Raw genomic sequence first — 12,754 nt, forward strand, 5'->3', positions numbered from 1 at the left:
TCTGGACGCTTACCTCTGGACCAGTGTCATTTCGAAGCTGTAGGAATCCGCCCGGTAGACGTGGTGGCCGGTTTCCACCATGCGTCCGGTGTCGTCCACCGCGGTCCGCTCCATGGTCACCAGGGCGGAGCCGGGGGTGGTCTCGAGCAGCGGCGCCTGGTAGTCGTTGGCGATCATGGCGCCGATCCGCTGTGAGGCAAGCCGGAAGTTCACGCCGCCGTTGCGGAGGATGGCGTAGAGGCCCTGCGAGCCCAGGCTTGCCTCGTCGATAGCGGTGATGTCGTCCCGCACCCAGTTCTCCATCAGGGCCAGCGGCTTGCCGCCCACTTTCCGGAGCCTGGTGAAGTGGTAGACCTTGGCGCCGGCCGGAAGCTGCAGTGCCGTCCGGATCGCGCCGTCCGCCTCCTCATGCGAGAAGCTGAGCACGTCGGTGGTGGGCTTGCTGCCGTTGTTGCTCAGGTCGTCGTAGAGGCTGGAGAGTTCCAGTGGGCGGCGGACCTGGCTGGACACCACCTGGGTGCCGACGCCGCGCTTGCGGACCAGGAGGCCCGAGCGGACCAGCTCGTCCATGGCTTTTCTCATCGTGGGCCGGGACAGGTTCAGCTGGGCGGCCAGGTCGATCTCGTTTTCCAGCCTGCTGCCGGGTTCCAGCAGCCCGGTGTGGATCGCTGCCTCGATGCCCTGGACCACTTGGTGGTACAGCGGCACCGGGGAAGAGCGGTCGATCCGCAGATTCAGTTGATTCGCCACTGGGCATGCTCCCTTGTGCTCCGCGGCGGTCGTCGTGCCGGCCTGCCCGCGTATGTCAGTGTATGTTCGCTTGATAGGACATACTGCCTTTTTCTGATAGTAGCAGGGCTGCCAAGAGGTGCCAAGGGCGACTGTGACGGGCCTTGTTTGCGGGGGTCGGGCTGTCGGCGCTGGCCCGTCAAGCCCCGCGAATGGGACATTCCGATCACACTTCGTTACGTCCAAACATCCTAATGTCAGGACAAACTATTGACAACTGTGATTGGAGTCACCATGATCGGTTGTAGATGGCTCATGGACCGACGCGATGAAGCGGCCGGCGTGGCCCGGAATCAAAGGAGATTGATCGTGACCAAGTTCTCGTGGCGGAAGGCGACCCTCGTGGCGGCCGTTGTACCCATGCTGGCCCTGAGCGCGTGTTCGAGCACCGGCGGCAAGCCCGCAGACTCAGGCAATGCGGCTGGCGGAGGCCAGGCAGCCAGCACCTCCCGCATCAAGGTCGCCCTTATCACGCACGCCGCAGCCGGTGACACGTTCTGGGATATTGTTCGCAAGGGCGCCGAGGAGGCATCGGCGAAGGACAATGTTGAGCTCCTCTATACGTCCGATCCCGAAGCCGGGCGCCAGGCCCAGCTCATTCAGCAGGCCATTGACCAGAAGGTCGACGGCATCGCGGTCACGCTCGCCAAGCCCGAAGCCCTCAAAGACGTCCTGAAGAAGGCCTCCGACGCCGGCATCCCGATTGTGAGCCTCAACGCCGGTGAATCGGTCTCCTCCCAGCTCGGAGCATTCACCCACTTCGGTTCCAACGAGCAGCTCGCCGGTCAAGCCGTGGGCACCAAGCTGGCCGCGGACGGCTACAAGCACCCGGTCTGCGTGATTCAGGAACAGGGCCACGTGGGACTTGAAGCACGGTGCGCGGGCGTCAAGGCGAAGGTTCCCGGAACGGAGATCCTTTACGTCGACGGCAAGGATATGACCTCCGTTCAGTCCACCGCGACTGCCAAGCTTCAGGCTTCCAAGGACGCCGACGTCATCATCGGCCTCGGCGCCCCCATCACCCTGACCCTCCTCAAGTCGGTCACTGACGCCGGCAGCTCTGCCAAGGTTGCCAGTTTCGACCTCAACGCGGAGCTCGCCCAGAAGATCGTGGATGGTGCAGTTCTGTTCACCGTGGACCAGCAGCCGTGGCTGCAGGGCTACGGAGCCGTTGACGCCATCTGGCAGAACAAGCGGGGCGGCTTCAAGATCGGCGGCGGCCAGCCTGTGCTGACAGGCCCGGCGGTCATCGACAAATCCAATGCGGCCGATGTCCTGACCTTCGCCCAGCAGGGCGTCCGCTAACAGCCCGCTGGCCGGGCCGGTTCGCGCCGGCCCGGCGGCAAGGAGACTTATCATGACCATCACCCAGACCAAGACAAAGTCGCCGGCGCCCGATGAGCGCGTCGCCAAGCGCAGTCCGTTCCAGAAACTGCTCGGACGTCCCGAGGTCGGTGCCCTGGTGGGCGCGATCGTCCTCTTCATCTTCTTCGCGTTGGTGTCCCCGACCTTTACCCAGCCCGGTGCCCTGGCAACCATCCTGTACGGGTCCTCCACGATCGGGATCATGGCGGTGGGGGTGTCCTTGCTGATGATCGGCGGCGAGTTCGACCTCTCCACCGGTGTCGCCGTGATCACCTCGGCGCTGACGGCGTCGCTGTTCAGCTGGTACTTCACCACGAACGTCTGGGTCGGCGTCGGCCTGGCCCTGGTGGTCTCCCTGTCCGTCGGGTTCATCAACGGCTGGATCCTGATCAAGACCAAGCTGCCGTCCTTCATCGTCACCCTCGCGACGTTCCTGATGCTGACCGGCCTGAACCTGGGCCTGACCCGGCTGATCGGCGGCTCGGTGTCCTCGCCCTCGATCTCGACCATGGACGGTTTCGCCTCGGCCCGGGCGGTGTTCGCCTCCTCGGTGAGCGTCGGCGGCGTCGACATCAAGATCACCGTGTTCTACTGGTTCGCGCTCGTCGCGGTCGCGACCTGGGTGCTGATGCGGACCCGGGTGGGGAACTGGATCTTCGCCGTGGGCGGGGACGCGAACGCGGCCCGCGCCGTGGGCGTGCCGGTCAAGGCCACCAAGATCGGTTTGTTCATGGCCGTGGGGTTCTGCGCCTGGATCCTGGGCATGCACAACCTCTTCGCCTTCGACACCGTGCAGTCCGGTGAGGGCGTGGGCAACGAGTTCCTCTACATCATCGCCGCGGTGATCGGCGGCTGCCTGCTCACCGGCGGGTACGGCTCGGCGATCGGCGGCGCGATCGGCGCGTTCATCTTCGGCATGGCCAACAAGGGCATCGTCTACGCGCAGTGGAACCCGGACTGGTTCAAGTTCTTCCTGGGCCTGATGCTGCTGCTGGCCACCATCGTCAACCTCATCGTCAAGCGCCGCGCGGAACTGAAGTAGAAGGGCCCCGGAACCATGAATGCCAAAGAGATCGACCAGCAGACCCTGCTGCAGAACGAAAACGATCCCCTCACCCACACCCCGGTGCACCTGCTCTCCCTCGACGGGGTCGGAAAGCACTACGGGAACATCATCGCCCTCTCCGAGGTGACCATGGCGGTGGACAACGGCCGCGTCACCTGCGTGCTGGGCGACAACGGCGCGGGCAAGTCCACGCTGATCAAGATCATCGCCGGCCTGCACCAGCACGACGCCGGGGTCCTGAAGATCATGGGGGAGGAGCGGAAGTTCAGCTCCCCCCGGGACGCCCTGGACGTCGGGATCGCCACGGTCTACCAGGACCTCGCCGTGGTGCCTTTGATGCCGATCTGGCGGAACTTCTTCCTCGGCTCGGAACTGACGAGCGGCTTCGGCCCGTTCAAGAGCATGGACGTCGAAAAGATGAAGGACATCACGCTCAAGGAACTCGCCGCCATGGGCATCGACCTGCGCGACGTCGAGCAGCCCATCGGCCAGCTCTCCGGCGGTGAACGCCAGTGCGTCGCGATCGCCCGGGCCGTGTACTTCGGCGCGAAGGTCCTGATCCTGGACGAGCCCACCGCAGCACTGGGCGTGAAGCAGTCCGGCGTGGTGCTCCGCTACATCCTGCAGGCCCGCGACCGCGGCCTCGGGGTCATCTTCATCACCCACAACCCGCACCACGCCTTCCCTGTCGGGGACCGGTTCCTGCTGCTCAAACGGGGAAAATCGATCGGCTATTACGACAAGAAGGACATCACCCTGGACGAGCTCACCGCCCAGATGGCCGGCGGCGCAGAACTCGCCGAACTCGCCCACGAACTCGAACAACTCGGCGGCCACAGCGACGTCGTCAAGGAAGTCCAGGGCGAAGTCGCCGACGTGTCCCAGACCACCGGCAAGACCTACGGGTAACGGCCGCCCCAACTCCTGAAAGGACAAGCCTTTGGCTTATCTCAACCGCAACGCCTCCGACGCCGTACTGCCGGTGCGGATCGGACTTATCGGCTCGGGCTGGATGGGCGCCTTCCACGCCGAGAGCATTGCCCGCCGGGTCCCCGGCGCCGTCCTTGCCGCCATCGCGGATCCGAACCTGGAATCTGCCGGGGCGCTGGCTGGCGCCCTGGGCACCGCGAAGGTGACCGCCGACGCTGCCGATCTCCTGGCCGACCCGGCGATTGACGCCGTCGTCATCGCCAGCCCCGCGCGTTTCCATTCCGCCCTGATCGGCCAGGCCGCAGCGGCCGGAAAACACGTCTTCTGCGAGAAGCCCGCCGGTCAGGGGCTCGAGGAGCTCGACGCGGCCCTTGACGCCGTCGACGCCGCCGGGGTGCACTTCCAGATCGGCTTCAACCGCAGGTACGCCGCAGACTTCCAAGCGGCCAAGAAGGACCTCGCCGCCGGAATCGTGGGGCAGCCGCAACTGCTTCGTTCGCTGACCCGGGACCCGGCCAGGGGGAGCATCGGCCACGCCGCAAGGATCCCCGCGTGGACCATCTTCCTCGAAACCCTGATCCACGACTTCGACACCCTGAACTGGTTCAACGAAGGCGCCGAACCTGTGGAGGTCTATGCGGTTGCCGACGCGCTTGTGGAGCCGGGACTGCGGGACCAGGGGTTCCTGGACACCGCCGTCGTGACCATCCGCTACAGCAACGGCGCGATCGCCGTCGCCGAGGCAAACTTCAGCGCGCTGTACGGCTACGACATCCGCGGCGAGGTTTTCGGCTCCAAGGGCATGGTCCAGGCCGGCCGCGCCACCGAAACCGCCGCCCGCCGGTTCACCGCCGAGGGGATGTCCGCCGACACCCCACGGCTGAACGTCGAGCTCTTCCGGCAGGCCTATACAGACGAGCTGGCGGACTTCGCCGACGCCGTGCGCGCCCGGCGTGACGGTACCGCTCCGGAGTCGAAGCCCTTCACTCTCACTCCGGGAGCCAGCGACGCCCGGCGCGCACTGGCCGTGGCGTTGGCCTGCATAGAGTCCGTCAAGCGGGGGACCCCGGCAACGGTCAACACAGTGGCCGTCAACGAGAACGTGGTCCTCTGATGCGGCTCGCCGTGTGCGCTGAGATGGTCTTTACGGACTTGCCGTTCACGGAGCGGGTGCGCCGGCTCCACGAGGCCGGCTTCGACGTCGAACTCTGGGACTCGCGGCCCAAGGACATCGGCGCGCTCAAGGCCACCGGGGCGGTGTTCTCCTCCATGACCGGATACAGCTCCGGCAGCCTCGTGGATCCGGACACGGCGGACGAGGTGGTGCGGACCGCCGAGTCCCTGATCCCCACCGCCCTGGAACTTGGCGTCAGCCGTCTGGTGGTCCACCCGGCGGAACTCGTCGACGGCCACGCGGCGCGGCCTGTCTACCGCTCCAGCGGACACATGTGGGCCACCGGCGCCCGGACCCTGGAACGGCTCGGGAAGCTCGGTGAGAAGCACGGGGTGACGTTCTGCCTCGAGAACCTCAACACCATCCGGGACCACCCCGGCATCCCGCTGGCACGGGCCAAGGACACCCTGGCGCTCGTGCAGGCGGCCGGGCACCCGAACGCCAGGCTCATGCTGGATCTCTATCACGCCCAAATGGGGGAGGGGAACCTGGTCGAGCTCGTCCGGACCGCCCTGCCATACCTCGGCGAAATCCAGGTGGCAGACGTTCCCGGCCGTTGCGAACCCGGAACCGGGGAAATCAACTACGCGGCCGTGGCCAGGGCGCTCGCGGACGCAGGCTACGAAGGAACCGTGGGCATGGAAGCGTGGGCCAGTGGCGACAGTTATGCGGCCCTGGAGGCCTTCCGTGCGGCGTTCACCGTGCCCGCACCAAACATGAGAGTAGAAGTATGAAAGACGTAATCCTTGGACTCGCCGGCGTTGGGCGGATCGGGGTCATGCACGCCAACAACATCGCCGCCCTCAACGAGGTCCTGAACCCACAAGGGATCCGTGTCCGCCTACGCCTCACCGACGTCGCCGAAGAGCACGCCCGGACGGTGGCACGCGTTCTCGGTGCCGAATTCCTGCCCTCGGTCCAGGCGCTGCTGGCCTCGGGGCTGGACGGCCTGGTCATCGCCACCGGAACCGGAACCCACCCCGAGCTCATCAAGGCCGGCGTGGACGCCGGGATCCCGGTGTTTTGCGAAAAGCCCGTGGCCCTGAACGTGGCCGACGCCCTGCCGGTGCTCGACTACATCCGGGACCGGAACGGCGTGGTGCAGATCGGGCATCAGCGCCGGTTCGACGCCGGCTACCTGGAAGCCCGCCGCGCTTACCAGGCCGGCGAGCTGGGCTGGATCCATTCCCTGCGTGCCGTCACCTGCGACATGACGCCGCCCCCGGTCGAGTTCCTGGCCAGCTCCGGCGGGCTCTTCCGTGACTGCTCGGTCCACGATTTCGACATCCTGCGCTGGCTCACAGGCCGCGAAATCGTCGAGGTCTACGCCAAGGGCTCCAACAACGGGGATCCGGCCATCGGTGAGGCCGGCGATGTGGACACGGCCCTCGCGCTGGTGACGTTCGACGACGGCACCGTGGGAACGGTTTCGGCGACCCGCTACAACGGGGCGGGCCATGATGTCCGGCTGGAAATCCAGGGCTCCCGCGGCTCGCTGATGGTGGGCCTGGACGACAAGACGGCATTGGCCTCCGCCGAAGCGGGGATCGCTTTCCCCGCGGGGAAGCCGCATCTGACGTTTGCCGAGCGGTTCGAGACGGCGTACCGTTCCGAAATGGAGGCGTTCGTCGAACTGATCCTTGGCCGCCGGGAGAATCCATGCACTCCGGAAGACGCCGTCGCGGCCTCCCGGGTTGCCGATGCCGCCCAGGAATCGCTGGCCACCGGTGCCCCGGTCAAGGTGACGGTGAGCGTCGGCAGCTGATTACGGACCGGGGCGTCCGGCTCAGGGCCGGGTGCGGCACGCCTCGACGAAGGCCCGGAACGGCGCGAGCCGCTCCCCGGCCGGGAGCTCCAGGGCCTCGGGGTGCCACTGGACCGAGGCCACCCAGCGCTCCGGATCCTCCAGCGCCTCGACGGTCCCGTCCTCGGCCACGGCCGTCACCTGCAACCCTCCGGCCACCCGGGCCACGGCCTGATGGTGGCCGGAGGCGATCTTCACGTTCACGGCAGCGGAACCGCCGCCGTAGAGCGCGGCCACCCTGGAGCCGGCCCGCACCGCCACCTCATGCCAGGCCCACGGGCCGGCCCCGTGCACCGGCGCGGGCTCGCGGTGCGCCACCGTCCCCGGCGCCATGTCCTGGATGAGCGTCCCGCCGTAAAGCACATTGAGCAGCTGATGCCCGCGGCAGATGCCGAACACAGGCAGCCCGGCGTCGATCGCAAGACGCGCCACGGCGAGATCCAGCGCGTCCTGGGCAGGGCTGACGTCGTAGCAGACGTCACCGCGCAGCTCGCCGTAGAGGGCGGGGTCGAGGTCGCCGCCGCCGGGAAGGACGACGCCGTCAAGGCAGGCCATCGCCGCGGCGAGGCCGCCGTCGTCGGGCCCCGAAGCGTCGAGCAGCACCGGTTCGCCGCCGCCCTCGCGCAGCAGCCCCACGATGTACTCGAACAATGCGTTGGCTTCCGCCACGCGCGGGTCGGGATCGAAGGAACTGCTGAGGCGGACGGGAACGCCGATGCGCGGCCGGCCGCGAAGGGGGTTGCGGGAAGTCTGCATGCCTCATTCTGCAACACGATCGCGGACTAGGATTACTAGATGAATCCCCGCTATCTCGTGTCCCGCAGCCGGTACATCGCCGCCGCCCCCGAAGCCATCTTCGAGGTGCTCGCTACGCCTGCCCTGCACAGCGTGATCGATGGCTCGGACACGGTCAAGGGCGCCCAGCCGCGCGGGCCCGGACGGCTGTACCTCGGCGCCAGGTTCGGCATGCAAATGCGCATGCGGGTGAACTACAAGATCCTGAACAGGGTCTGCGAGTTCGAGGAAGGCCACCGGATCGCGTGGCGGCACTTCTACGGCCACGTGTGGCGCTACCTGCTGGATCCGGCCACAGGCCCGGACGGTACCCCCGGCACGCTGGTGACCGAGCAATGGGACGCGCGGCGGGTCCGTGGAAAGAGCTTTCTCCGGCTGGCCGGCTACCTGCGCCGCCATCCGGTCAATTTGGAACAGACGCTTGCCAAGCTCGACGCCTACATGGCTGCGCACCCGGACATGGGTAATGTGGATGGCAGCACGAAACGAGACTGAAGGTGGGAACTGGGATGGGCCGCAGGACACTGGTCGACGATCTCGTCGACGGCCTGCTGACCGAAATCCTTGACGGAAAGCTCCTGCCCCACAACCCGATTCCGCCCGAGGCCGACATCGCCAAGGCCTACGGCGTCAGCCGGCTCACCGTGCGTGAGGCCCTCAAAGCCCTCCGGGCGCAAAACATCCTCTATGTGAAGGCCGGCCGGGGAACGTTCGTCAATCCCACGGACAACTGGACCGGCCTGGACGCGATCTTCAAGGCAGCCTCCCATGGCAATGCCGCCGACCAGGTCTCGGTGGGACTGATTGAGATGCGCCGCATGGTGGAGACCGGGGCCGCGGCGCTCGCCGCCAAACGCTATACCCCGGAGCAGGCCGAGCGCATGCGCGAGTGCATCGCGGACATGAAGCGCTTCCACGACTCCGGCGACCTGGACCGCTTCGTGGAGGCGGACATTGGTTTCCACGACGCCGTCCTGAAGGCGTCCGGCAACCCCTTTGTCCGGGCCCTGTTCGCCCAGCTGGGCCAGCTGCTGTACGTGACCCGGCGCGAAACGTCGGCCGTCGAGGTGATCCAGCAGCACGCCATCGATTACCACCAGCGGGTCCTGGACAGCATTCTCAGCGGCGACGCCGAGCGCTCGCGGCAGGCGATGGATGAGCACATGGACCAGACCAATGCGGACTACGAACGCTACGTCCGGGGCGCCAAGTCCTGACGTCCGCCTCCGGACTCTTGACGTAATCCGAATCACATTCTAAGATTTTGGCTAGTTCCTGAATCAGATGTCTGACATCTGACTCAACAAGTATCCTGCAGCACGCGCTTCCAGGCGGGCAGGATGACCACCCCAATCCACCGCTTTCCTCACCCGGCACAGCCGCAGGGCAGGAAACACTTAAGAAGGTCGATGATGACTTCATTAACCCCCAAGTCCTTCGGACTCGGCGAACTGGGCGACCGCACGCTCCGCAAGGTCCGCCGCCGCGTCATGCCCCTGATTGTCCTGCTCTACTTCGTTGCCTACCTGGACCGCAACAACGTCGGATTCGCCAAACTCACCATGAGCGAGGACATCGGCCTGAACTCCGCTGCCTACGGTCTGGGCGCCGGCATCTTCTTCCTTGGCTACGCCCTCCTGGAGGTTCCCAGCAACGCCGGCATGTACCGGTTCGGAGCCCGGAAATGGCTGGCCCGCATCCTGATCACGTGGGGCATCTTCGCCACCGCCATGTGCCTGGTGAACGGTGAAACCACGTATTACATCGTCCGGTTCCTGCTCGGTGCCGCCGAGGCCGGGTTCTTCCCGGCGATCCTGTTCTACCTGACGCTGTGGTTCCCTGCCGCGCAGCGCGTCACCGTGCTGGGCATCTTCATCCTTGCCCAGCCCGTATCCAACGCGCTCGGCGCCCCGGTGTCCGGGCTCCTGCTGCAGATGGACGGCGTCATGGGCCTCCAGGGCTGGCAGTGGCTCTACATCATCGAAGGCATCCCGGCGATCGCCCTCGGCCTGCTGACACCCATCCTCATGACGGACCGTCCGCGGGACGCCAAATGGCTCGAAGCCGACGAGCGCAACTGGCTCACCGCCACCATGGACGCCGAACTGGCCGCCAAGTCCCAGTCGGGCAAGCACAACTTCATGGCCGGGCTCAAGGACAAGCGCACCCTGGTCTACTCCGCCCTGTACTTCGGCCTGGTGTGCGGGATTTACGGCCTGGGCCTGTGGATGCCCACCATCGTCGCGGCCCTGGGCAAGTTCTCCACGGCAGAGGTCGGCTTCATCGTCTTCATCCCCTATGCCGTGGCCGCAGTATTCGTCTACTTCTGGAGCAAGCGCGCGGACCGGACCGGCAAGCGTGCCTGGCACGCCTCGGTCAGCATGGTGCTTGCGGGCGTCGGACTAGTGGCCGCCGGCTACCTGCTGCCGGTCAACCCGTTCCTCGCGATGGTCGGTCTGACGCTGTCCGCCATGGGGATCTACGGGGCGATCGCCCCCTTCCTCTCGATGCCCTCCGCGGCGCTGACCGGTGCGGCTGCCGCTTCCGGGCTGGCCCTGGTGAACTCCCTCGGAAACCTCGGCGGCTTCATCTCCCCGTACGCGGTCGGCCTCCTCAAGGACGCCACCGGAAGCAACCAGAGCGGGCTCCTGTTCCTGTCCCTGTGCCTGTGCATCACGGCCGTGGCCACCTACCTGTACGCCCGCCGGCGCCCCGAAGGCGACGCCAGCCTTGACCCCGCGGTCGCAGCGGCTGCCGCCGTCGACCCGGCCAAAGTATCCTGATCCGAAACCCCCGAAGGAATCTTCGTCATGACATCAATTACCCCGTTCCCCACTGAACGCACCGTGGTCCTGACCGGAGCCGCGTCAGCCCGCGGCATCGGCCGTGCCGCCGCCGACCGCCTGGCCAGCGAGGGCTGGTCCATCGCAATCCTGGACATCAATGCCGAGGACGCCAGCGCCGCTGCGGCCGAAATCGGTTCCAACCGTGCGGTCAAGGCCATCGGCGTCGGTGCGGACGTCTCCGACGCCGCGTCGGTTGACCGGGCCATCACCGAGATCGAGGGCTCGCTGCCCCCGATCGTCGCGCTGGCCAACCTGGCCGGCATCAGTTCCCCGACGCCGTTCATGGACACCACTGTCGAGGAATGGGACAAGGTCTTCGCCATCAACATGCGCGGATCCTTCATCGTTTCCCAGCGCGTGCTCAAGGGCATGATCGAGCGCAAGCTCGGCCGGATCGTGAGCATCTCCTCGATTTCGGCACAGCGGGGCGGCGGCACCTACTCAAAGGTCGCCTACAGCGCCTCCAAGGCCGGGATCATCGGATTCACCCGCGCCCTGGCCCGCGAGGTGGGCGAGTTCGGGGTCACGGTCAACGCCATCGCCCCAGGCCCCATCGACACCGACATTATGGGCGGCACCCTGAGCGAGGAACGCAAGGCGCAGATGTCGGAGGGCATCATGATGGGTCGGGTCGGCAGCCGCGAGGAAGTGGCGGCCCTGATCGCCTTCCTGCTCGGCCCGGACGCCGGTTACATCACCGCGGCCACCTATGACATCAACGGCGGCCTCCAGGTCTCCTAACCCGCACGCACCCCCGTTGCGCTATCACTTTTAGGCCTTAAGATCCCGGAATGGCCACCAAGAGTGATAGCGCAACGGGGGAGCTTGGCCACGGTCTAGGCTGGCTCCATGAACGCCGCCCGCAGCCTTCACCCCAGCCCCCGCACGTTGGAGGTCGAGAGCCTTGCCGGTTTCGACCGGCTGGTTGCGGCGGGGGCGCGCAGCATGCACGGCTGGCATGTCCAGTCGCTGGACCTGCGGGGCCGCCGGGCCCAGCTGGAGGCGCTTGAGGCCCAGGGCGCGGTCTTCCTGGGCTGCAGGTTCGACGACGGTGTGGAGGACTTGCTGCGCGGCCGGGGCGCCCTCATCTTTCCCCGGCTCACGGCCGTGCCGTTCAACCCCTACCGCGGGCAGCTGTACACGCCGCAGGAACTCTATTCCGGGATCGCCACCTCACCCTACGAGGACACGCTCGACGCGCGGGTGTACCAGTGGAGCATCCGGCCGGGCCAGCGACGTCGGCTGGATGCGACACTGGCCGCCGCCCTGCATGACCACTCGATCGGCGTGGCCCTCGACGAACTGGCCGGCACCTATCTCCGCGCCGGCCGCACGATGGTGGGGGTCATGGGCGGACACATTGCCCGCCGCGGCACCGCCGTCTTTGAAGGAGCCGCGCTGCTGGGCCGGCTGCTGGCCCGCAGCGGCCGGGTGGTAGCCACGGGCGGCGGCCCCGGGGCCATGGAGGCCGCGAATCTTGGCGCCTTCCTCAGCGAGGCCCCCGAACCGGACTTCCGGCGGGCCCTGGCCGACCTCTCGGCGGTGCCGTCCTTCCGCCCCTCGGTGGCCGCCTGGGCGCGGACGGCCGCGGCGGTCGCCCAACGCCACCCGGAGGGTGTGCCGTCGCTGGGGATTCCCACATGGTTTTACGGCCATGAACCACCGAACTTCTTCGCCACGCATGTGGCCAAATACTTCGCGAATGCCATCCGGGAAGCCATCCTGCTTGAACTGTGCAACGGCGGCATCGTTTTTTTGCCGGGTTCGGGCGGCACGGTCCAGGAGATCTTCCAGGACGCCTGCGAGAACTACTACGCCGCTCCGGAAACCGTCACTCCCATGGTCCTGGTGGGGCACGAACACTGGCTGCGGCGATTCCCGGCCTGGCCCCTCTTACAGAGTCTGGCGTCAGGGCGCCGGATGGAGGGAAGGATCTTCCTGGTCGATACGGTCGAAGAGGCCCTTGAGGCGCTGGAGCGCTAGGG

At 66.8% G+C, this 12,754-nt stretch carries 13 protein-coding genes; 11 read left to right on the plus strand and 2 right to left on the minus strand.

Going from position 1 to position 12,754, the window contains the following annotated elements:
• Positions 1-9: 9 nt before the first annotated feature.
• Positions 10-750, minus strand: a complete 741-nt coding sequence (locus tag AC1DGD_RS13430; protein ID WP_223914252.1) for a GntR family transcriptional regulator — start codon at positions 748-750, stop codon at positions 10-12.
• Positions 751-1,098: 348 nt separating this feature from the next.
• Between AC1DGD_RS13430 and AC1DGD_RS13435 the strand changes: the two genes are divergently transcribed.
• Genes AC1DGD_RS13435 through AC1DGD_RS13460 form a run of 6 tightly spaced genes read left to right on the plus strand, consistent with a single transcriptional unit; the run spans position 1,099 to position 7,089 of the window.
• The gene (locus AC1DGD_RS13435; RefSeq protein ID WP_028275612.1) at positions 1,099-2,094 is read left to right on the plus strand and encodes a substrate-binding domain-containing protein; all 996 of its coding nucleotides are present in this window, start codon (positions 1,099-1,101) and stop codon (positions 2,092-2,094) included.
• Between the two features lie 52 nt (positions 2,095-2,146).
• The gene (locus tag AC1DGD_RS13440) at positions 2,147-3,196 is read left to right on the plus strand and encodes an ABC transporter permease (protein ID WP_028275613.1); all 1,050 of its coding nucleotides are present in this window, start codon (positions 2,147-2,149) and stop codon (positions 3,194-3,196) included.
• A gap of 15 nt (positions 3,197-3,211) precedes the next feature.
• On the plus strand, positions 3,212-4,129 hold the full coding sequence (locus AC1DGD_RS13445) for an ATP-binding cassette domain-containing protein (protein ID WP_476851300.1): 918 nt from the start codon (positions 3,212-3,214) through the stop codon (positions 4,127-4,129).
• Between the two features lie 31 nt (positions 4,130-4,160).
• Positions 4,161-5,264: a Gfo/Idh/MocA family oxidoreductase gene (locus tag AC1DGD_RS13450; RefSeq protein WP_476857108.1), complete on the plus strand. Its 1,104-nt coding sequence runs from the start codon at positions 4,161-4,163 to the stop codon at positions 5,262-5,264.
• Positions 5,264-6,058, plus strand: coding sequence for a TIM barrel protein (locus AC1DGD_RS13455; RefSeq protein WP_230008253.1), 795 nt, complete (start codon positions 5,264-5,266; stop codon positions 6,056-6,058). Before AC1DGD_RS13450 ends, AC1DGD_RS13455 begins: the two co-directional genes overlap by 1 nt.
• Complete coding sequence (locus tag AC1DGD_RS13460) at positions 6,055-7,089, plus strand: Gfo/Idh/MocA family oxidoreductase (protein ID WP_476851303.1); 1,035 nt, start codon at positions 6,055-6,057, stop codon at positions 7,087-7,089. Before AC1DGD_RS13455 ends, AC1DGD_RS13460 begins: the two co-directional genes overlap by 4 nt.
• A 21-nt stretch (positions 7,090-7,110) precedes the next feature.
• Here AC1DGD_RS13460 and AC1DGD_RS13465 read toward each other — a convergent pair whose 3' ends face one another.
• Entirely contained in the window at positions 7,111-7,884 is a 774-nt protein-coding gene (locus AC1DGD_RS13465) for a gamma-glutamyl-gamma-aminobutyrate hydrolase family protein (protein ID WP_476857109.1), read from the minus strand.
• Between the two features lie 39 nt (positions 7,885-7,923).
• Between AC1DGD_RS13465 and AC1DGD_RS13470 the strand changes: the two genes are divergently transcribed.
• The 5 genes from AC1DGD_RS13470 to AC1DGD_RS13490 all read left to right on the plus strand — a co-directional run bounded on the left by AC1DGD_RS13470 (position 7,924) and on the right by AC1DGD_RS13490 (position 12,752).
• Complete coding sequence (locus tag AC1DGD_RS13470; protein ID WP_223914246.1) at positions 7,924-8,418, plus strand: SRPBCC family protein; 495 nt, start codon at positions 7,924-7,926, stop codon at positions 8,416-8,418.
• A 14-nt stretch (positions 8,419-8,432) separates the two neighbouring features.
• Positions 8,433-9,140, plus strand: coding sequence for a FadR/GntR family transcriptional regulator (locus AC1DGD_RS13475; RefSeq protein WP_079550394.1), 708 nt, complete (start codon positions 8,433-8,435; stop codon positions 9,138-9,140).
• A gap of 192 nt (positions 9,141-9,332) precedes the next feature.
• On the plus strand, positions 9,333-10,706 hold the full coding sequence (locus AC1DGD_RS13480) for an MFS transporter (protein WP_476851305.1): 1,374 nt from the start codon (positions 9,333-9,335) through the stop codon (positions 10,704-10,706).
• A gap of 27 nt (positions 10,707-10,733) precedes the next feature.
• Positions 10,734-11,510, plus strand: a complete 777-nt coding sequence (locus AC1DGD_RS13485) for an SDR family NAD(P)-dependent oxidoreductase (protein ID WP_018775918.1) — start codon at positions 10,734-10,736, stop codon at positions 11,508-11,510.
• A gap of 108 nt (positions 11,511-11,618) precedes the next feature.
• Positions 11,619-12,752 carry an LOG family protein gene (locus tag AC1DGD_RS13490; RefSeq protein WP_476857110.1) on the plus strand — a complete coding sequence of 378 codons (1,134 nt, stop codon included), beginning with the start codon at positions 11,619-11,621 and terminating at the stop codon, positions 12,750-12,752.
• Positions 12,753-12,754 lie beyond the last annotated feature (2 nt).

Source organism: Arthrobacter sp. 05T45 (genome assembly GCF_056395875.1).